We start from the raw sequence: 21,126 nt of genomic DNA on the forward strand, positions 1-21,126 counted from the left end.
GGCCAGAAGGCTTTGATCGCCAGGTGCAGCAGCAGCGTCGAGTCCTTGCCGCCGGAAAAGAGGATCACGGGCCGGTCGAACTCACCCGCCACCTCACGAAAGATGTGAATAGCCTCGGATTCCAGCGCCGCCAAGTTGTCCAAGGTGCGCGGCTCGGCGACTGCGGTCACGCGTACACCGCCGAAACGGCGAGGTGCCGGTACACGACGTCGACGGATTCGGCGGTCGTCTCCGTGTGCGTCGCCAGGCGCAGGTCGGGCGTGACGGGCTCCTCGTAGGGGTCGTCGACGCCGGTCAGGCCGCTGAGCTCGCCAGCGCGCTGGCGGGCGTAGAGGCCCTTCACATCGCGTTCGGCGCAGACCGAGACCGGCGTGGCGACGTGGACCTCGACGAAGCGCACCCCGGCTTCGTCGTGCAACGCGCGCACGTGGGCGCGGCTGTCCGCGTAGGGCGCGATCACCGGCACCAGCACCGTCACGCCGTGGCGGGCCAGCAGCTGCGCCACGAACCCGATCCGGGCGACGTTGCGCTCCCGGTCGGCCCGGCTGAAGCCGAGGTCGGCCGTGAGGTTGCGGCGGATCTCGTCGCCGTCGAGCACCTCGACGCGGCGGCCCTCGGCCCGCAGCCGGTCGGCGACGCCGCGGGCGATCGTCGACTTGCCCGCGCTCGGCAGGCCGGTCAGCCAGACCGTGCTCCCGTGGTCCACGTTCATGACGCCAGCTCCCTGATCGGATGAGGGTGGTTGTGTTCGGTGAGGTACCGGGTCACCGCGCCCGCGAGCCCCCTCGCCTGTGCCCGGATCTCGGGAAAAGCCGTGGTCTCCCAGAGGTTTCCGCGACGCGGGGCGCCCAACGTCCACAGTCCGGGCACCGCACCGCGGACCGCGCCGTCGGCGGCGGTGTCGAAACCGAGGCCCGCCGGTCCGGGACGCGCCAGACCGCGGTCGAGCAGGCTCCGCACGAGCGGATCGGCGACGCGCCTGAGGTCGGCTTCGGCGCCGGTGCAGTTCACGACCGCGCCGACAGGCAGCCGGGTGCCGTCCGTGAGCGTGACACCGCCGGAGAACGAGCCCACGGACCCCCGGCCGACGCGCACCAGCCCGGCGCGCCGCAACCGCGTCAGCTCCCCCGCCGTGGCGGGTGGCAGCCGGTGCCGGCGCACGTCCCACGCCCGCACGTCCTCGGCCAGGAACGCGTCCTTGTCCTCTTCGGAGAGCCGTCCCCACACGAGCGCGGTGTGGGGACGCAGCCCGTCGAACGCACCCCGCCAGTCGCCCTGCCGCAGCACGGCGTCTCGCAGGTGTGCGCCGAGCTCGGCGCGCAACGAGGAGAGTTCCGTGGTGGCACTCGGTTCCCAGGGCACGACGGGCGTCCCCGGCCGGTGCACGCGCGGCAGCAGGCCACGGCGTGACACCGCGTGCACGACCCGGCCCGCCCGGGCGAGCGTGATCGCGACGTCGACCATGGTCAGCCCCGTGCCGACGAGGAGCACGTCCTCGTCGTCCGGCACGGCCTCCAGCGCGCCCGGTGCCCAAGGGTCGGGAACGAGCCCGGTCAGGTCCGGCGGAACCCAGGAGGTGCCGGGCGGATGAGTCCCGATCGCCAGCACCACGGCGTCCCCCGTGAGCGCCCGTCCGCCGGCCAGGCGGACGGTGCGGTCCGCGTCCACCGAGACGGCGCGGTCGCGCACCCGCCTGAGCCGTCCGGGCGCGGCGTCGCCGCACGCCCGCAAGTAGTCCTCGAGGTACCGGCCGAACTGGCCGCGCGGCACGAAATCCCCGGGCTCGACGGGCCGTCGGTGGCGCAGCCAACGCACGAAGCCGTCCGGGTCCTCCTCGTCGGCGCCCATCCGGCCGGCCGGGACGTTGAGCAGGTGCCGTTCGTCCGAAGTGGAGTACGCGACGCCACCCGGCCGGTCCGCGGACTCGACGAGCACCACGTCGACCCGGCAGCCCAGCAACCGCGCCGCGACCGCGGTTCCGGCGGCGCCGCCGCCGACGACCACCACCCGGCGCTTCACGACGCCACCGGCTCCGGCCGGCGCAGCCGGCGGAGCGCACCGCCGAGCCACGCCGCGGTGGTCGCGAGCGCCAGCGCCGTGACGGCCGTCGCGGTGACGGCGAGCCAGCCCTGGCCGGACTCGCCCGTCGCGACCACGCCGACGAGGTCGGCCAGCCGCCCCGCCTCGGCGCCGGCGGACACGAACAGGGCACCGGCCCAGCCCGCGACGGAGCCGAGCACCACGGCGAGGTAGGCGGGGCCGCCGCGCAGCAGCAGTCCCCCGGCCAGCGCGACCACCGCCGTGGCCCACCACCAGCCTGGCAGCAGCGTCGCGAAGTCCAGCACGCCGACGACCACCACCACGGCCGGCCAGGCGAGCGAGCGGGTCGGACGGAACCCGTTCATCGGGTGAACCTCCAGGTCGTGGCCGCGGCGTCGGCGCGGCCATAGCTCATCGGGGAGAGCCGGCCCGCCCGCCACTCGGCGAGCAGGTTGTCGTACCAGGGCGAAAGCGGGTCTTCGCTCTGCCCGCCGGGGTAGGCCGAGGCGGCCTGCCCGGTGCCCCAGTCGAGGACGAACCGCCAGCTCGCACCACCGGTCGTCACGTCGTTGAGCACCTTGTCGCCGTCGTGCAGCGCGCCCACCGCGGCGTTGACCGTCTGGGCGTCGCCGCCGGAGGGGTAGGGCCCGTCGTTGAGCGGCGACGCGCCGAGCAGCGACTGGAAGACGACCGAGTGGTGCTTGCCGTAGGCCCAGCCGGCCGGGTCGGCGCCAGAGGTCTGGCCCAGGTGCGCCACGGTTTCCGTGAACGTCCGGCGCAGCAGCGCCGTCAGGTCGCCGATCGGGCTCGCCGACGGGTTCTGCGCGAACCAGCCGAGCACAGTGCCGGTGACGATCGGCGTCGCCGGTGTGGTGTCGAAGGGTGGCGGCAGCACTTCGTCGCCGGCGACCGCCGGGCCGTGCCAATTCGGCTTCAGCGCCAGGTACGCGAGGTGGTCCTCGAGGTTCTCGAACACGGTCGCGGCGGCCGAGTCCTCGGCCATCGTGCCGTCCCACCGAGCCAGCAGGTCGGTGACCTGGCGCTCCTGCGGGGACAACGATGTGCCCTTCACGGCGGAGAGCACCGCGGCGCTCAGCTGCACGGCGAGCGGGTCGTGCCGGCTCCCTTGCAGGCGGCGGAAGTCATCGGCGGTGAGCTTCGTGGCCGCGCCCAGAGTCTGGTTGATCTCGGTCGCGCGCCAGCCCTGGTCGACGAAGTTGTAGGAAGTCGAGTACTGGTAAGGATAATCGGCGCTGACCTCGCGCTGGTTGGCCGAGGCGAGCAGACCCGAGGGCGGGTTGGCCGCGTGCGGCAGGGCGTCGAACGGGATGGCGCCGGAGACGTCCGCCGAGCCGTCACCGGGCAGGGGAAGACTGATGTCGTGGCCCTTCACCTGCGGTGCGACCCCCACGTCGAACGCGCCGATGTCTCCCTTGGCGTCGGCGAACACGAAGTTCACCGCCGGCGTGGCCCACGTGCGCAGGCTCGCGCGGAAGCTCGTGAAATCCTTGGCGCGCAACAGGTTCAGCACGTCGGTGATGTTGTCACTCGGCAGCGTGCCCGCCCACCAGACGGACACCGTGCGATCCTCGATCTGCATGATCGGGCCGTGCGCGGTCAGGGAGACGGTGTGGTGGACCGCGGGCGCGTCCTTCACGGCGATCGTGTAGTCGACGGTGTCGGTGCGGTGCCACGCGCCACGCCAGTAGTACTGACCGGGCCGCGCCGGGTCGGTCTGCTCGAGGTAGTACAGCGTGGTCGGGTGCTGGGCGTTGGTGATGCCCCAGCTCACGGAGTCGGTGCGGCCCATGAGCGGCACCGGGACACCGGGGATCGTCGGGCCGGCGAAGTGGAACCCGGGGCTGTCGCCTTCGAGCTGGTACCAGATCGACGGCAGGCTGAAGTCAAGGTGCGGGTCGGCGGCCAGCAGCGGCCCGCCGCTCGCGGTGCGCGCGCCGGACACGACCCACGCGTTGCTCGCGCCGAAATCGTGGACCTCGCCCGCGGGCAGCTTCGCGATCCGGTTCAGCAGCGGCGTCACCCCGGCATTGCCGCCGTGGAACGACGCGGGTGCGACGCCGCCCGGTGCCTCGTCGCCGGCCGTGCGCAGCGGCGCGGCGTCGGCGCGGACGGGCGCGGGTGCGAGCGGCAGCGCCTGGTAGGGACCGGGGTCGTACGGGTACTGCCGGTTCGCGGGGATCGTCGGGAACAGGGCGGCGAACGTGCTCGCGCCGAGGGCGTCCTTCGCGTGGGCGAAGGTGAGCGCGTCCTGGGAGAAGCTGAGGTTCTGCGCGAGCTGGCGCTGCAGCACCAGCGTGTCGACCGGCGTCCAGTGCGCGGGCACGTAACCGGCGAGCTTGATCGGGGTGGGCAGCGCGTCGTCGGCCACGAGCTGGTCGAGGGCCGCGTTGACGCCGTCGGAGTAGGCGATCAGCGTGTCGCGGGTTTCGCCGGCGGGCATCTGCGCCCAGTCGCGTTCGGCGGCGCGGCGCAGGCCGAGGTCGAGCTCGAACTCGTCCGACTCGACCATGTCCGGTCCGAGCACCTCGGCCAGCGTGCCTTCGCCCTGGCGGCGCATCAGGTCCATCTGGAACAGGCGGAACTTCGCGTGCGTGTAGCCGATCACGCGCCACAGGTCCCCGTCGTCGGCGGTCTTGACGTGGGCGATGCCGTCGGACTCGAAGCCGACGCTCGCGGCACCGTGCAGACCGGGCAGCGTCAGGTCGGCCGAGCCGGCGTCCGCGAGGTGCCACACACCGGTGCCGGGGTTGAACGCGGCACCCAGCGGTGGGAGGCCGCCGGCGCCGGTCAGGACGAGCAGGACCACCAGCGCCGTGGCCAGCAGGCCGGCGCCGAGGTCGACCGCACGCCGGATTCGCCGGCGGCGGGGACGGGGAACGGTCATCGGGCGGGTCCTCACTGTGCGCGTGATCCGGGCCCGACCATCAGACGACGGCGGGGCACCCCCGCACAGGTCCGGGCTTCCCCTGACTGCCCCGCACCCCGGTGCCGGTGCGACGGTGCGAGCGTCCGCGTCCCGTGCCGTCCCGAGGAGAGCCCATGCCCGAAACCCGGCCGCCGCGCATCCTGGCGCTGTGGAGCGCCCCGCGCTCGCGCTCGACCGTGTTCTTCCGCTCCATGCTCGAACGGCCCGACCTGGTGGCCCTGCACGAGCCGTTCTGCAACCTCCTCGACCACGGGGAGACCACTGTGGACGGTCGTGTCGTGCGTTCGCCCGCCGCGCTGATCGCCGCGATCCGCGAGCTCTCGGCGACGAAGACGGTGTTCTTCAAGGACACCACCGACCAGCCGCATCCCGCGGCGCTCGCGGACGAGGCGTTCTTCCGCGAGGTCCGGCACACGTTTCTCATCCGCCGCCCCGCCGAGGTCGCCGCCTCGTACTACGCACTCAAGCCCGACATGGACGTCGCCGAGATCGGCCTGGAGCACCTGCACGAACTCCATCGGCGGGCCCTCGCCCTCGACGGGCCGCGGCCGGTGGTCGTGGACTCCCAGGACCTCGTGGACGACCCGGCCGGGATCCTGCGCGCGTACTGCGCCGAGGTGGGGCTGCCGTTCCGGTCCGAGGCGCTGAGCTGGCGCGCGGGCGAGCGGCAGGAGTGGTCGCACACCGCGCGCTGGCACGGAGCCGTCAGCGACAGCACCGGCTTCTCCCCCACCGGCACGGTCTACGCGCAGACGACGAGCACCAACGCGGCCCTGGCCGGGTTCAGCGCACACCACGAGCCGTTCTACCGCGAGCTGCACGGCGCGCGCCTCGCCGTCGGCTGACGCGCCCACGCCGAAAAGCGGCCGCCCCGGAGAATCCCTCGGGACGGCCGCTTTTCGTTACGCCGCAGGCTCAGAAGGCCACGGCGCGCCGGTCGATCTTCCCGTTCGGCGTGAGCGGCACGGCGTCGAGCGCGACCACTCGGCCCGGCACGAGCGCAGCCGGCAGCCGGTCGCGCAGGTGCGCCCGCAGCTCGCCGACGCCGGGCACGGCAGCCCCCGGGGCGGCCACCACGTGGGCGGCCAGCACACGGTCGCCACCGGCGCCGGTGTGCAGCCCGACCACCGCGCCGGCCACGTCGGGGTGCTCCAGGATCGCCGCCTCGACCTCACCGGGCTCCACGCGGTGCCCGTTGAGCTTCAGCTGCGCGTCGACGCGGCCGAGGAACTCGACCTCGCCGTCGTCGCGTCGCCGGGCCAGGTCGCCGGTGCGGTAGACCCGCGCGCCGGGCGGGCCGAACGGGTCGGGCAGGAACCGCTCGGCCGTCAGGCCCGGCCGCGCGAGGTACCCGCGGCTCACGCCGGCGCCCCCGACGTACAGCTCGCCCTCCTCCCCCGGCGGGAGCTCGGCACCCGCCGGACCGAGCACGTGAACGCGCTGGTTGCCCAGCGGCCCGCCGATCGGCGGCGCCCCCTCCCCCTGCACGCACCGGTGGTCGGTGCAGCACACGGTCGTCTCCGTGGGGCCGTAGCGGTGGTACACGGTCCGGCCCGGCGACAGCCACCGGCGCGCCTCTTCCTCGGTCAAGGCTTCCCCGCCGACGTGCAGCAGCCTCAGATCCGGCAGCTCGCCCGGGTCCAGCAGGCGCAGCACGGCGGGCGGGATGTCGCCCACGGTCACGCGTTCGGCGCGCAGCACGGCCGTGAGCGCACGAGGGTCGACGAGCGTGAGCCGCGGAGCCTGCACGAGGGTGGCTCCGCTGGTGAGCGTGGTGAAGAAGTCGGACACGCTCACGTCGAACGCCGGGCTGGCGAACTGCAGCACGCGGTCGCCGGGCGCGACGCCGTACTCCCGTGCCGAGTACGCCACGAGGTTCACCACCGTGCGGTGCGGCACGAGGGTGCCCTTCGGCTTGCCGGTGGAGCCCGACGTGTAGATCACGTATGCGAGGTTGTCCGGCCGAGCGCCCGAGGCAACCGGCGCCACGGGCTCGGCCAGGCACTCGCGCACGCCGGGATCGTCGAGGCACACGGCGAACGCGTCGGCGGGCAGCCCGCCGGCGAGCGCGGACGCCGTCACCACGAGCTCGACCGCCGCGTCTTCGAGCAGGTACGCCAAGCGCTCCGGCGGGTGCGCCGGGTCGAGCGGCAGGTACGCCGCGCCCGCCTTCAGCACGGCGAGCAACGTCACCGGCAGCCGGTCGCCGCGCTCCAGCAGCACGCCGACGACGGTCTCCGGCCCCGCGCCGAGCATCCGCAGGTGCGCGGCGAGCCGGTTCGCCTCGTCGTCGAGCCCGCCGTAGCTCAGCTCCACGGCGCCGAAGCGCACGGCGGGCGCCGCCGGGTCGAGGCGCGCGCGGTCCTCGAACAGCTCGTGCAGGCAGCGGTCCGCGGTGCCGTAGTCGACGGTTGTCGCGTTTTCTTCGAGTACAGCGGTCATCGGGGACTCCTCACCCGGCCGGGGCCGGTTCGAGCGCCACCACGGGCGCGTCCGTCCGGCCGGGCAGGGGGTGGCGGGCGCACAGCGCGGCCACCTCGGCCCGGACCCGGGTGCGCACGGACTCCTCCAGCACGAAGTCGCGCTGCCCCACCATCCGCAGCGAGGTCCAGACCAGGTCGACGAGCTCCACGCAGCGGCGGATCGCCTCGGCGTCCAGCCCGCGCTGCGCCAGCACGTTCGTGCCGAAGCGCACGCCGGAGCCGACCGTGGCCGGCATCGGGTCGCCCTGGATCTTGTTGCGGTTCACGATGATCCCGCACGATTCGAGCGCCCGTTCCGCTACGAGCCCGGTCAGCCCGCGCGCGCCGACGTCGACGAGCACCATGTGGTTGTCCGTTCCGCCGGTGAGCACGCGCCAGCCGCGCTCGGCGAGGCCGTCGGCGAGGAACCCCGCCGTGTCGAGGATCCGCCGCGCCAGCGCGCGGAACCCGGGGGTATTCACCTGCGCGAGCGCACGCGCCTTGGCGGCGACGCCGTTCATCCGCGGCGTGCCCTGGAAGTACGGGAACACCGCGTGCTGCACCATCGCCGACAGCGTGCGCCCGCCCCGCGGCGCCGGTGCGTCGGCGTCGCGGCCCATGAGCACCAGCCCGCCGCGCGGACCGCACAGCTGCTTGTAGGTGCTCGTCGTGGTGAAGTGCGCGACGTCGATCGGGCTCGGGTGCAGCCCGGCCACGACCAGCCCCGCGATGTGCGAGATGTCGGCTAGCAGGAACGCACCCACCTCGTCGGCGATCGCGCGGAACCGCGCGAAGTCGATCGTCCGCGGGTACGCGCTCGCTCCGCACACGATCAGCTTCGGCCGGTGCTCGCGCGCCAGCCGTGCGACCTGTTCGTAGTCCAGCAGGCCGTGCTCGTCCAGTCCGTAGTGGACGGCCGAGAAGAACCGGCCGGACCAGTTCGCCGCCGCGCCGTGCGTGAGGTGCCCGCCGGCGTCGAGGCCGAGCGCGAGCACCACGTCGCCGGGTTCGAGCAGGCTCGCCATCACCAGCTGGTTGGCCGTGCTGCCCGAATGCGGCTGCACATTGGCGTACGACGCGGAGAACGCCGCCTTCGCCCGCTCCACGGCCAGCCGCTCCACCTGGTCCACGAGCTCGCATCCCGCGTGGAAGCGCTGGCCGGGGTAGCCCTCGGTCGTCACGTTGCTGCTCGCGGAACCTTCGCACGCCAGCACCGACGCGTCGGCGATGCTGGCCGACGCGATCATGGCGAGCACGTCGTGCTGCCGCTGCTGCTCCCGCTCCAGGAGCCAGTGCAACGCCGGGTCGGTTTCCTGGAGCTGGTCGACACCCCTCGCGGCGTCCGTCCTCAGCTGGTCGCGACCCACGGCTGTCCTCCGTTCGGCTCGGTGAGCAGTTCCGCTACAGCGTCGTCGTCGAGGTCGTCGACCTCGAGCACCAGCGCGGCCAGCGCGGCGACGTCGATGCCCGCCTCGACGCCGGCCGCCTCCACCACCCGCACCTGCTGCGCGACGGTCGGCGCCTCGAACACGGCCCGCATCGCCACTTCGACCTCGAGCAGCTCCCGGACCATCGCGGCGATCTGCATCGCCGCGAGCGAGTAGCCGCCGAGGTCGAAGAAGTCGTCGTGCAGCCCGACCCGGTCGACCCCGAGGACCTCCGCCCACAGCTCCGCGACCACGATCTCGACCGGGCTCGCGGGCGCCAAGTAGCCGGTGGCGAGCTCGGGGCGTCCGGAGCCGGCCGCGGGAAGCGCGCGCCGGTCGACTTTTCCGTTGGGGGACAGCGGGAGCCGCTCCAGTTCGACGAACACCGCGGGCACCATGTAGTCGGGCAGCGTGCGGCGCAGGTGCTCCCGCAGGTCGCTCGTGCCGACGCTGCCGGACACCGGCGTGTGGTAGGCGACGAGCCGCGACTCGGCGCCGTCGCGGTCGACGACCACCACGGCGTCGGCCACGCCCTCGTGTGTGAGCAGCGCCGCCGCGATCTCACCGAGCTCCACGCGGTAGCCGCGGATCTTCGCCTGCTGGTCGATGCGGCCGAGGAGCTCCAGCTCGCCGTCGTGGCCGTAGCGGGCGAGGTCGCCAGTGCGGTAGAGCCGGGCGCCCTCGGGCACGTTCGGGTAGCGGCCGGCGTAGGGGTGCGGCACGAACCGCTCGGCGGTAAGCGCCGGGCGGCGCAGGTAGCCGCGAGTGAGCCCCACCCCGCCCAGATACAGCTCGCCGGGCACGCCCACCGGAGCGGGCCGGCCCGCGCGGTCGAGCACCAGTGCCTGCTGGTTGTCCATCGGGCGGCCGTAGGGAATGCTCGTCCACTCCGGGTCCACAGTGGTCACCTCGTGCAGCGTCGAGTGGATCGACGCCTCGGTGGCCCCGCCCATCACCACCGGACGCAGGCCCGGCGCGAGCCGCCGCACGCGTTCGGGCAGGGTGACCGAAACCCAGTCACCGCCGAGGAACGCGAGGCGCAGGGAACTCAAGTCGACACCGCCGGCGACGGCCGTCTCCACGAGCGCCTCCAGCAGCGCCGGGGCGGAGTTCCAGATCGTCACGCGGTGCTCGGCCACTAGGTCGGCCCAGTGGATCGGGTCCCGCCCGCGGGCCGGGTCGCCGAAGACGATCGCTCCCCCGGCGGCGAGGAGGCCCACCATGTCGTAGATCGACATGTCGAAGCTCGCGGACGCGGTGACGAGCAGCCGGTCGTCCGGGCCCGCGCCCGCGCGGCGGTTGAGGTCGGCGATGTTGTTCACCACTCCGCGGTGGACCACGGAGATGCCCTTCGGGCGCCCCGTCGAGCCGGAGGTGTAGATGACGTACGCGAGGCCGGCCGGGTCCGTCCGCCCGTCGAGCGCCACGGGCTCCGGCAGCCCGGCGAGGGCGGCCGCGCGGACGCCGCCCAGCCGGGCGAGGCGGCCGGTCTGCCCGTCCTCGGAGAGCACGAGGGCCGGGGCCGCGTCCTGGATCATGAACGCGAGCCGCTCGTCGGGGTAGGCGGGGTCGAGCGGGAGGTACGCGCCACCGGAGCGCAAGATCGCCAGGAACGCCACCACGCGGTCGGGGGTCGGCTCGAAGCAGGCGCCGACGGTGACCTCCGGGCCCACGCCGAGCGCACGCAGCCGGCCAGCGACGTCGTCCACGCGCGCCGCGACCTCGCCGTAGGTCAGCGTGCCGCCGGCGAAGTGCACGGCCGTGCGCTCCGGGCCTTCGGCCACCTGGCGGGCGAACAGGTCGTACAGCGTCCCGCCGGGTTCGGGCGCGGTCGTGGTGTTCCAGCCGGACACCGCCCGCTCCACTTCGGACTCGTCGAGCAGCGGCAGCTGCGACAGCCGAGTCTCCGGGTCGCTCACCGCGGCGTCGAGAAGCCGCTCGAACTGGGCCCACATCCGACGCACCGTCGCCGCGTCGAACAGGTCGCCGCAGTACTCGATGAAGCCTTCGAAGTGGTCCCCCGCGTCCCACAGCTGCAGGTCGAAGTCGATCTGGTTAGCGGCGCGGTCGATGTGCACGGACGACACCTCGAGCTCACCGATCGCGGGCACCGGCATCGGTGCGTTCTGCATCACGAACATCACCTGCGTGAGCGGCTGGTGGCTCAGGTCGCGCTGCGGCGCGATCTCCTCCACGAGCCGTTCGAACGGCAGGTCCTGGTGGTCGAACGCGTCGAGCACGGTGCGCCGGACCCGGCCCACCAGCTCGGCGAAACTCGGGTCGCCGTCGAGCAAGGTGCGGAACAGCACGATGTTGATGAAGCAGCCGATGAGCGCTTCGACCTGCGCGTCGCGCGTCGCGACGCCGGTGCTCACGACGACGTCCGACGTGTTCGCCCAGCGGCCGAGCGCGGTCTGGAACGCGGCCAGCGTCGTCATGAACGGCGTCGCGCCGAGGCCGCGGCTCAGCGCGGTGATCTTCGCCGACGTCGCGGGCGAGAGCCGCACTTGTTCCATCGCACCGGTGAAGGTCTGCACCGCGGGCCGAGGCCGGTCGGCGGGCAGCTCCAGCACCGCGGGCGCGTCGCCGAGCTGCCCGCGCCAGAAGCCGAGCAGCTCGTGGAGGACCTCGCCGGTCAAGTGCTCGCGCTGCCAGATCGCGTAGTCCACGTACTGCACGGGCAAGTTCGGCAGCACCGGCTCCGCGCCGCCGGCCAGCGCGGGGTACGCCGCGGCCAGCTCGCGCACGAAGATGCCGCACGACCACATGTCCGACACGAGGTGGTGCATCGTCACCGCGAGCACGTGCTCGTCGTCGGCGAGGCGCAGCAGCGCCACGCGCAGCAGTCGGTCGGTGATGTCGAACGGCCGCGCGGCCTCGGTGCTCAGCAGTTCGACGAGGCGGTGCTCGTCGCCGGCCTCGGGTGTGCCGCGCAGGTCGCGCACGTCCACCGGCACGCGGTGGTCGGCTTCGACAATCTGGGCAGCGGCGCCGTCGACGGTGGTGAACCTGGTGCGCAGCGCCTCGTGCCGGCGCACCACCTCGTGCACGGCGCCGATCAACGCGCCGGCGTCGAGCTCGCCGCGCAGCCGCACGGCGAAGGGCACGTGGTAGGCGGCGCTGCCCGGGAACAGCTGCTCGATGATCATGAGCCGCTGCTGGGCGAACGCGGCCGGGAAGGGGATGGGTTCTTCCGGCTGGGTCATCGGGTCTCCAGACCTGGGGTGGGGGTGGACTCGCCGGCGGCGCGGCGGAGCCGGCGGGAGCGCAGCCCGGCCGGGCGCTCGGCGGTGACGGCGTAGCGGCTGCGGTCGACCTTGGTGACCGGCGCCGCGACGGGAGTGCTGTGCTCGGTCTCGACGTGGCCGGCGACGCGCTCGATCGTCAGCTCCTCGAACAGGCGGTGCAGCGAGAGCTGCACCCCGAACGTCTCGCGGACGCGAACGGACAGCCGCGACACCATGAGCGAGTTGGCACCGAGGTCGAACAGGTTCTCCTTGCGCCCGACCGCGGCGGCGTCGAGCAGTTCGAGGACAATGCCCGCGACCTTGCGCTCGGTGTCGGTCGCCGGGGGCTCGTGCTGCGCGGCGTCGGCGATCTCGGGCTCCGGCAGCGCCTTGCGGTCGATCTTCCCGCTCGGCGTCAACGGGAACTCGCTCAACCACACGAAGTGCGCGGGCACCATGTACGGCGGCAGGCTCTCGCGCAGCGCCTCGCGCAGCGCGCGGTTGGACACCTGGCGGTCGAACGCCGCCGCGTCGATCCGGTTGCGGGGCTGGACGTAGGCGACCAGCACGGGCGACACCGCGCTCGGCTGTACGGTGAGCACGGCGCGGCGCACGGCCGGGTGCCGCCCGAGCGCGGCCTCGATCTCGCCGAGCTCGATGCGGTGGCCGTTGACCTTCACCTGGTTGTCCTTGCGGCCGAGGAACTCGATCGCCCCGCCCGGCAGCACCTTCGCGAGGTCACCCGTGCGGTACATGCGGGCGCCCGGCACCGGCGAATGCGGGTCGGGCACGAACTTCTCGGCCGTGAGCCCCGGCCGGTTCAGGTAGCCGCGGGCCAGGCCGTCGCCGCCGATGCACAGCTCGCCGGCCACTCCGGGCGGCACGGGCTCGAACGCGTCGTCGAGCACCGCGAGCCGCGTGTTGGCCACGGCGGGCCCCACCGGCGCGATGCGGGCGTCCTCTTCGGACACTTCGAGCGCGGCCGACCACACCGTGGTCTCCGTGGGGCCGTACAGGTTCCACAGCGTGCCGCGGGTCCCCAGCAGGCGCTTGGCCAGCGCGGGCGGCAGCGCCTCCGCGCCGCTGAGCATCGTCAGGCCCGGCGTGCCTCGCCAGCCCGCGTCGAACAGCAGCTGCCAGCTGGTCGGGGTCGCTTGCAGGAGGGTGAACAGGCCCGAGTCCAGCCGCGCCCGCAACTGATCGCCGTCGGCCCCGACCGAAGTCGCGACGATGTGCGCCGTGCCGCCGAGAACCAAGGGCAGGTAGAGGTCCAGCCCGGAGATGTCGAACGAGAACCGGCTGATCGCCAGCACCCGGCCCCGCGCGGCCGGCCCGAACAGCCCGGCCATGCCGGTGAGGAAGTTGACGAACGACGCGTGCTGGATGTGCACGCCCTTCGGCCGCCCGGTCGAGCCCGACGTGTAGAGCACGTACGCCGCGTTCTCCGGCGGCACCACGACGTCCGGTGCGGTGGCGGGTTCGGCGGCGACTTCGGCGCGCACCGTGTCGTAGCACAGCACCGGGACACCGGGTGCCCGCACCGCGTCGGCGAGCGCGGCGTGTGTGAGCACGAGCGCCGCCCCGGAGTCGGCGACCATGAGCCGCTTGCGGTCCGGCGGCAGGTCCGGGTCCACCGGCAGGTACGTGCCGCCGGCCTTGAGCACCGCGAGCAGCGCGACGGCCAGGTCCAGCGAGCGCGGCAGGTGCACGGCGACGATCCGCTCGTCCCTCACCCCTCGGCCGAGCAGGTGCTGTGCCAGGCGGTTGGCCGCCGCGTCGAGCTCGGCGTAGGTCAGTGTGGGCACGGCTGCGAGCCGCTCCGGCGAGGCCGGCTCCCCCGCGGTCAGCGCGAGGTCGTCGAACGCCACCGCGGGCGCGTGCGGGGTGAGGCGGGCCTGCTCCGCGACGCGTTCGTGCACCGGCAGATCGCGGCGGTACGGCGTGGCCGGCCCGGTGCCGGAGGTGAGCAGCTCGCCGCGGTCGGCCTCGCCCAGCAGCGGCACCAGGCCGACCGGGGTGTCGGGGGCCACGGCGAGCGTGGCCAGGACCCGGCGCAGGTGTTCTCCCATGCGCTCCACAGTGGACTCGTCGAACAGCTCGGCGTCGTACTGCAGCAGGCCGGCGAGACCGGTGTCCGTCTCGGCGAAGCTGAGCTGCAGATCCATCTGCGCGCCGGCGCCCGGCAGCGGCAGAGGCCGCAGCTCGAGGTCGCCCAGCTCGAGCCGGCCGTCCGGCGCGCCGACGGCGAACGCGCCCAGGCCGCCCTGCAGCGTGAAAAGCGCCTGCACGAGCGGCGAACGGCTCGGGTCACGAGGCACCTGCGCCCGCTGGACGAGGGTTGCGAACGGGAGGTCGCCGTGGGCGAGCGCGGCCGGCACGTCGGTGGCCGCGGCGGCGAGCAGCGTGCGGAACCCGGCGGCCGGATCGATCGTCGCCCGCAGCGGGACCGTGTTCACGAACGAGCCGACGACGCCGCCGAGGCGCGCGTCGGGACGGCCGTGCACCGGCGACCCGACGACCAGGTCTCGCTGGCCGGTGTAGCGCGCCAGCAGCACCTGGTACGCGCTGAGCAGCACCGTGTACAGCGTGGTCCCGGCCGCGCGGCCCAGCTCGGCGAGCGCGGCGGACACCTCCGCCGGCACCGTGAACCGCACGGCGCCGCCGCGAAACCGCTGCTCGGGCGGCCGTTGCCGGTCCGTCGGCAGGTCGAGGGCGACCGGCACGCCGGCGAGCCGCTCGCGCCAGAAGTCCCACCGGGTATCCGTTGTGGGCTCGAGCTCGGCCGCGCGACGGGCCAGGGCTGTGGGAAAGCCCGTCGCCGGCGGGAGCGCGGCCGCACGACCACCGGTCTCCTCACGGTAGAGCTCCCCGAGCTCACGCAGCAGGACCTCCACCGACCACAGGTCGGCGACGAGGTGGTGCACGGTCAGCACGAGGTGGTGCAGCCCGGGCTCGCGCCGCACGACCGAGAACCGCAGCAGCGGCCCGTCGGCGACGTCGAGTGGGCGGTGGGCGAGCTCCCCGGGATCCCCGTCGTCGAGCACCTCGAACGCGGGCGGCAGCTGGGCGTGGACCCGCTGGACGGGGCCGTCGCCGACGGTGGGGAACGTGGTGCGCAACGCGGCGTGCCGCTGCGCGAGCCGGTCCGCCGCGCGGCGCAGCGCATCCGGGTCGAGCGCGCCCCGCACCTCGGCCGCGCCCGCGATGAGGTAGGCGGCGCCCGCCGGTGCGAGCTGGTGCAGGAACCACATGGCGCGCTGCGCGTCGGACAACGGGTGGTCGCCGATCTCGTCGGCCGGTGCGTCGTCTGTGGTCACTTCGCGCGCCGATGCGGCGAGTTCTTCGATCGACGAGTACAACGCGTCCTCGATGACGGTCCCGAGCCGCGTCTGCAGCCGGTGCTGCACCGTCACGGCGCCGAGGGAGTCCAGCCCCAGCTGCACGAGCGGGCGGTCGGTGGGCACCGTGTCGGCGGGGACGCCGAGCTCGGCGGCGATCTCGGCCCGCAGCACCGCGACGACGTCCTCCCCGGTTTCGGTCCGCGCACCGGCGTCCGCGGAGGCGGACTCGTCCGAGACGCGCGCCAGCTCCAGCAACGTGCCGCCCAGGAACGCCTCCCGGCACGCGTGGCGCGCGACCTTGCCGCTGGAGGTGCGCGGCAGCGAAGACTGGCGGATCAGCACCACGGCGTGCGGACGCACCTCGTGCCGTTCGGCGATCTCGGCGCGCACGCGCGCGGCCAGCGCCTCGAGGTCGGTGTCGTCGTCGTGGCCCCGGAGCTCGTGCACGAGCACCAGGTGTTCCTCGCCGTCGCCGAGGCGCACGGCGAACGCGGCACCGCCGTGGGCGCGCAGCATCGGGTCCACCTGCTCGACGGACTGCTCGATGTCCTGCGGGTAGTGGTTGCGGCCGCGCACGATGATCAGGTCCTTGCTGCGGCCGGTGAGGTACAGCGTGCCGTCGCGCAGCAGCCCGAGGTCGCCGGTGCGCAGGAACTGCGGGCCGTCGGTGCCCGCGAGCCGGGCGCCGAACGTGCCGTCGTCCGGCCGGTTCCAGTAGCCCCGCGCCACGCTGGGGCCGGCGATCCAGACCTCGCCGACCTCACCGTCCGGACGCGGGACTGCAGTCTGCGGGTCCACGATCTCCAGGCGCTGCTCGGCCGGCGGCTCCCCGCTCGCAACCAGCTCGGCACCCGAGGGCCCGGCGGTGGTGCGGAACCCGGCGCCCACCGGCTCGGCGGTGACGATCAGCGACGCCTCGGCGAGGCCGTAACAGGGCAGGAAGGCCGAGCGGCGGAACCCGTTGGCGGCGAACGTGTCCGCGAACCGCGCGAGCGTGGCCGGGCGCAGTGGCTCGGCACCGTTGTAGGCCACCGACCACGACGACAGGTCCAGCCGCGAGCGCTGCTCCTCGGTGATCCGGTCGCTGCACAGGTCGTAGGCGAAGTTGGGGCCGCCGCTGGCCGTCGCGCGCTCTTCGCTGATCAGTTCGAGCCAGCGGAAGGGGTCGCGCGCGAACGTGGCCGGCGCGGTGAGCGTCATCGTGCCGCCGCAGCGCACGGTGCCCAGCACGGAACCGATCAGGCCCATGTCGTGGTACATCGGGAGCCACGACACGCCGCGCAGGTTCTCGTCCAGGCCGAACAGCCTGCCTATCAACGCGGTGTTGGCGAGCAGGTTCGCGTGGTCCAGCACGACGCCGCGGGGCGTCGCGGTCGAGCCCGACGTGTACTGCAGGAAGGCGATGGCGTCGGCGGCGAGCGACGGCGGCGCGAACGGCGCGGGCGCGACGTCGTCGGTGGTCACCAGGTGCAGCGCGGCGAGCGCGGGCGCGGCGGCCAGGCGCGGGGTGAGCCGCCCGGCCAGCGCCGTGGTGGTGAGGGCGGTGTCCGCGCCGCTGTCGGCGAGGATCGCGGTGACTCGCTCCAGCGACCGGGGATGGCGGGTCGGCGGGTAGGCGGGCACCGCGATCACGCCGGCGTAGAGGCAGCCGAAGAAGGCACTGACGTAGTCGAGCCCCGCCGGGAACAGCAGCAGTACGGGCCGGCCGGCGAGGCCGAGCTCCAGCAGCCGCGCGCCGATCGCCCGCGCGCGGGAGTCGAGCCCGGCGTAGGTCAGGACACCGGCGTGGCCGCCGTCCTCGCCGCGGAACGAGAAAGCCGTCTTGTCCGGGTGCCGCAGCGCGGCACCTTCGAGCACATCACGCCAGTTCATAGGGAAGCCTCACCGGGATCGGATCGTGGATCGCGCCGGCCGGGCCGGCTGCCTCGCAGATGGACCTCCAGCGTGTCCCGCGCGCGCCGCCGCCGCGATCGGGGCTTTCCCCGACTCCCGGGCACCCGCGCGGCGCGCGAAGGTCGCCCACGCTGCCGTCCCACGCCCGCCGGGAGGATCCGATGACCGACACCGTGGCCGCGCCCGCCGCGCTTCTCTTGCGCCGCAGCGGGTTCGGGGCGCTGTGGGCCGGGGATCTGGTGTCCCAGCTGGGCTCGCAGATCACGCTGTTCGTGCTGCCGCTGCTGGCCGTCACGACCCTGCACGCCGACGGCGGCCAGGTCGGGCTCCTGCAAGCGCTCTACCTCGCGCCCGCCGTGGTCGTGCCGCTGCTGGGCGGCCTGTGGCTGGAGCGGCGCGCGAAACGGCCGGTGATGATCACGCTGGACCTCACCAGGGCGGTGCTCGTGGTGTCGATCCCCGTGCTCGCGCTCACCGGCGCGATGTCGCTCCCGCTCGTCTACGTCGTCGCGTTCGCGGGCGGCTCGCTCAGCGTGCTGTGCGACATCGCCTCCACGTCGTACGTGCCGCACCTCGTGCCCGCCGAGCGGCTCGCCTCGGCCAACGGCGCGCTCTCGGCCAACCAGGCCGTCGGGGCGGCCGTGGGACCGGGCCTCGCGGGCTGGCTCGCCGGTGCGTTCGGACCGGTGGCGTTGTTCTTCGACGGCCTCACCTACCTCGTCTCCGCGGCGGCGCTGGCCGGGATTCGGCAACGCGAGCCGGTCCCGGCCCGGCCGGACCGCCGCGACCTGCGCCGGGAGCTGCGCGAGGGGTTCACCGCCGTGTGGGGCGAGCCGCGGTTGCGCGCGCTCGTGCTGCACGCCGCGTTGTACAACGCCGCCGTGGAGCTGGTGACGGTCGGGTTCCTCGTGTACTTCGTCCGCGACCTCGGCCATTCCGGCGCCGCCTACGGCGTGCTGACGGGGGTCGCGGGCGTCGGCGCGGTCACCGGCGCGCTGCTCGCGCCGAAACTCCTCGACCGCGTCGGCTACGGCCCCGCCGCGCTCACCGGAATGCTGTTCTCCACCACCAGCTACGCGCTGCTCCCGTCGGGCGCGACCGTGCTCTGCGGGCTCGCCTTCTTCCTCGCGACGGCCGGTGCGGTGTGCACCAGCGTCGTCGCCGTCACCCTGCGCCAGCGCCTCACGCCCCCCGAGCTCTACGCGCGCGTGAACGCCACCTACCGCCTTCTCGGCTCGGGCAGCCTGCCCTTCGGCGCGGCCGCGGCGGGGCTGGTGGTCGACGCGCTCGGCGCGCGCACAGCGCTCTGGATCGCGCCGGTCGCGCTGGTCTGCTCCACCCTGCCCGTGCTCACCAGTTCCCTGCCCAGGACGAGGAAGGTTTCATGACCACCAGCATCGCGGCCGACCTGGCCGACCCGCGCACCCACACCGACCCCGGCCGGTTCGACCTGTGGCGCCGGCTCCGCGACGAGGATCCCGTGCTGTGGCACCCGGTCGACGGCCCCGGCCGCGGGTTCTGGGTCCTCTCCCGGCACGAGGACATCCAGGCTGTGTACCGCGACGACCAGCGGTTCACCTCCGAGCGCGGCAACGTGCTCGACACGCTGCTGCGCGGCCACGACAGCGCCGCGGGCAAGATGCTCGCGGTCACCGACGGCGAACGGCACCGTGACGTGCGCAACACCCTGCTGAAGTCGTTCTCACCCCGCGCGCTGGGGCCGGTGATCGACAAGGTCCGGGCCCGCGCCCGCGGACTGCTCGCCGACGCCGTGGCGCGCGGCGAAACCGACTTCGCGACCGAGGTGGCCGAGAAGATCCCGCTCGCCACGATCTGCGACCTGCTCGGTGTTCCCGAGGACGACCGGCCGTACTTGCTCTCGCTGTCGAAGACCGCGTTCAGCGCCGACCACGCCGACGCCGACGAGACCGAGGTGTGGCGCGTCCGCAACGAGGTCCTCATGTACTTCTCCCGCCTCGCCGCCGCCCGCCGCGCGGCGCCGGAACAGGACATGATCAGCGTGCTCGCCACCTGCACCGTGCGGGGCATGCCGTTGACGGAAGAGGAGATCGTCCTCAACTGCTACAGCCTCATCCTCGGCGGCGAGGAGACCAGTCGGCTCGCGATGATCGGCGGCGTCCACGAGCTCAGCCGCAACCCCGCGCAGTGGCAGGCCTTGCGCGACGGCGAGGTCGCGGTTTCCTCCGCGGTGGAGGAGATCCTCCGCTGGACGACCCCGTCTCTGCACTTCGGCCGCCGGGCGACCGAGGACGTCGTGCTCGACGACCTGCTCATCTCCGCCGGCGACGCGGTGACGCTGTGGAACATCTCGGCCAACCGGGACGAGCGCGTCTTCCCCGACGCGGACGTGTTCGACCTTGCACGCACGCCGAACAAGCACCTGACTTTCGGCTACGGACCGCACTTTTGCCTCGGCGCGTTCCTGGCGCGCGCCGAGATCACGGCCGTGGTGGAGGGCCTGCGCGACCTCGTCGCGCAGATCGTTCCCGACGGCGAAGCCCTGCCGATCTACTCGAACTTCCTGTCCGGCTACCGGAGCCTGCCGGTGCGGTTCGTCCCGCGGTCCTGACCGGGAACGGAAAAAGGGCGCTCGCCGGGGATTCTCGGGTTCTGGGAGTCGTCGCAACATCCCAGTGGGGATGCGATGGACGCCATGCGTCCGGCACGCATCAGGCGGCACCACCGATTCGCTCGGCGGTGCCGCCTGATGCTGTGTCCCGGTATCTGGGCGAGCACGAGCGCATCCACGTCGCAACGCCCACCCCGTCAGCGACGGCTACCGCACGCGGCCCAGGCGCGAGCCGACGCCCGCCGGCCACGCCCGAAGACCGGCAGGCTCAGCAGCGCATCCCTCGCGGGGCCGCCCCGATGGTCATGATCAGCGAACGTGTCCGCGATGCCCTCATCGACACCATCAGCGGCCTGCCCACTCACCTGCCCAGGTCACTGACCTGGGACCAAAGCAGCGAAATGCACCGCCACCACGAGTTCAGCCCGGCCACCGACATCCCGGTCTACTTCCGCGACCCGCACTCGCCCTGGCAACGCGGCAGCAACGAGAACATCAACGGCCTGCCGCGCCAGTACTTTCCCCAGGGAACAACCTTGGCCGTCCACAGCCGCGAGCACCTCGACGCGGTCGCAGTCCAACTCAACGGCCGCCCACGCAAAACGCTCGACTGGGACACCCCAGCCGAGCGCCTCGCCACGCTCATGACCGAAACCAACTGGTCACCTGTGTTGCAACGACCCCCGAATCCGCCCTGCCGGCGGGCGCCCTTCGTCGTCGCGGCCGCTCACGACAAGTGGCGGCCCAGCTCCCCGATCAGCTCGGCCTCGCCGGGCACGAGGTAGAAGTGGTCGCCCGGGAACTCGTGGTGGGTGAACCCCGCCGAGGTCAGTTCCGCCCACCGCAGCAGGGTCGGCACGTCGACGCTCGGGTCGTCGGCGCCGGAGTACGCGTGGATCGGCACCGCCAGCCGCACCGGCGGGCCGGGCCGGTAGGTCTCGATGAGGCGGAAGTCCGCGCGGATCGAGGGCAACACCATCGCCCGGAGCTCTTCGTTGGCGAACAGCTCGCCGTCGGCCGCGCCGAGGCGGCGCAGGGCCGCGACGAACGCGTCGTCGTCCGCCAGGTGCAGCGTGCCCGGTTCGTACAGGTGGGGTGGTGGGGGGGGGGGGGGGGGCACCGCCCCCCCCCCCCCCCCCCCACCCCCCCCCCCCCCCCCCGCGCGGTCGATATCGATAACGGCTCACCAAAATTTGCCC

Annotated in this window: 12 protein-coding genes and 2 pseudogenes; 4 read left to right on the forward strand and 10 right to left on the reverse strand. The window is 73.5% G+C overall.

All coding sequences use genetic code 11. The features are described from left to right. The 5 genes and pseudogenes from AB0878_RS48735 to AB0878_RS48755 all read right to left on the reverse strand — a co-directional run. Positions 1-170, reverse strand: a pseudogene (locus tag AB0878_RS48735) (sulfate adenylyltransferase small subunit); the annotation flags it as partial. Further along, on the reverse strand, positions 167-712 hold the full coding sequence (cysC, locus tag AB0878_RS48740) for an adenylyl-sulfate kinase (protein WP_366590367.1): 546 nt from the start codon (positions 710-712) through the stop codon (positions 167-169). The gene cysC and the pseudogene AB0878_RS48735, both read right to left, overlap by 4 nt. Continuing rightward, positions 709-2,019: an FAD/NAD(P)-binding protein gene (locus AB0878_RS48745; RefSeq protein WP_366590369.1), complete on the reverse strand. Its 1,311-nt coding sequence runs from the start codon at positions 2,017-2,019 to the stop codon at positions 709-711. The genes cysC and AB0878_RS48745 overlap by 4 nt, the downstream gene beginning before the upstream one ends. Further along, a complete protein-coding gene (locus AB0878_RS48750; protein ID WP_366590372.1) occupies positions 2,016-2,405 on the reverse strand; it encodes a hypothetical protein in 390 nt (129 codons plus the stop codon). The genes AB0878_RS48745 and AB0878_RS48750 overlap by 4 nt, the downstream gene beginning before the upstream one ends. Then, positions 2,402-4,945, reverse strand: a complete 2,544-nt coding sequence (locus AB0878_RS48755; RefSeq protein ID WP_366590375.1) for a penicillin acylase family protein — start codon at positions 4,943-4,945, stop codon at positions 2,402-2,404. The genes AB0878_RS48750 and AB0878_RS48755 overlap by 4 nt, the downstream gene beginning before the upstream one ends. 155 nt (positions 4,946-5,100) lie before the next feature. Between AB0878_RS48755 and AB0878_RS48760 the strand changes: the two genes are divergently transcribed. Then, entirely contained in the window at positions 5,101-5,832 is a 732-nt protein-coding gene (locus tag AB0878_RS48760; protein ID WP_366590378.1) for a sulfotransferase family protein, read from the forward strand. A 70-nt stretch (positions 5,833-5,902) separates the two neighbouring features. Here AB0878_RS48760 and AB0878_RS48765 read toward each other — a convergent pair whose 3' ends face one another. Genes AB0878_RS48765 through AB0878_RS48780 form a run of 4 tightly spaced genes read right to left on the reverse strand, consistent with a single transcriptional unit; the run spans position 5,903 to position 17,316 of the window. Next, the gene (locus AB0878_RS48765) at positions 5,903-7,429 is read right to left on the reverse strand and encodes an amino acid adenylation domain-containing protein (protein ID WP_366590380.1); all 1,527 of its coding nucleotides are present in this window, start codon (positions 7,427-7,429) and stop codon (positions 5,903-5,905) included. Positions 7,430-7,439: 10 nt separating this feature from the next. Then, the gene (gene glyA / locus AB0878_RS48770) at positions 7,440-8,816 is read right to left on the reverse strand and encodes a serine hydroxymethyltransferase (RefSeq protein ID WP_366590383.1); all 1,377 of its coding nucleotides are present in this window, start codon (positions 8,814-8,816) and stop codon (positions 7,440-7,442) included. Then, positions 8,798-12,082 carry an amino acid adenylation domain-containing protein gene (locus tag AB0878_RS48775; RefSeq protein WP_366590386.1) on the reverse strand — a complete coding sequence of 1,095 codons (3,285 nt, stop codon included), beginning with the start codon at positions 12,080-12,082 and terminating at the stop codon, positions 8,798-8,800. The genes glyA and AB0878_RS48775 overlap by 19 nt, the downstream gene beginning before the upstream one ends. Beyond that, positions 12,079-17,316, reverse strand: a complete 5,238-nt coding sequence (locus AB0878_RS48780; RefSeq protein ID WP_366590389.1) for an amino acid adenylation domain-containing protein — start codon at positions 17,314-17,316, stop codon at positions 12,079-12,081. The genes AB0878_RS48775 and AB0878_RS48780 overlap by 4 nt, the downstream gene beginning before the upstream one ends. A gap of 182 nt (positions 17,317-17,498) precedes the next feature. Here AB0878_RS48780 and AB0878_RS48785 point away from each other — a divergent pair, with 182 nt between their 5' ends. From AB0878_RS48785 to AB0878_RS48795, 3 genes and pseudogenes are all read left to right on the forward strand, one after another. Continuing rightward, positions 17,499-18,725: an MFS transporter gene (locus tag AB0878_RS48785; RefSeq protein ID WP_366590391.1), complete on the forward strand. Its 1,227-nt coding sequence runs from the start codon at positions 17,499-17,501 to the stop codon at positions 18,723-18,725. Then, positions 18,722-19,927 (forward strand): cytochrome P450, encoded by a 1,206-nt coding sequence (locus tag AB0878_RS48790; RefSeq protein ID WP_366590393.1) that lies wholly within the window; start codon positions 18,722-18,724, stop codon positions 19,925-19,927. Before AB0878_RS48785 ends, AB0878_RS48790 begins: the two co-directional genes overlap by 4 nt. A 320-nt stretch (positions 19,928-20,247) precedes the next feature. Then, positions 20,248-20,565 (forward strand): annotated as a pseudogene (locus AB0878_RS48795) (IS30 family transposase); the annotation flags it as partial. An 89-nt stretch (positions 20,566-20,654) separates the two neighbouring features. Here AB0878_RS48795 and AB0878_RS48800 read toward each other — a convergent pair. Further along, positions 20,655-21,047, reverse strand: a complete 393-nt coding sequence (locus AB0878_RS48800) for a thioesterase domain-containing protein (protein ID WP_366590395.1) — start codon at positions 21,045-21,047, stop codon at positions 20,655-20,657. Positions 21,048-21,126: the final 79 nt, after the last annotated feature.

The organism is Amycolatopsis sp. NPDC047767 (genome assembly GCF_040704195.1).
Taxonomy (GTDB): domain Bacteria; phylum Actinomycetota; class Actinomycetes; order Mycobacteriales; family Pseudonocardiaceae; genus Amycolatopsis.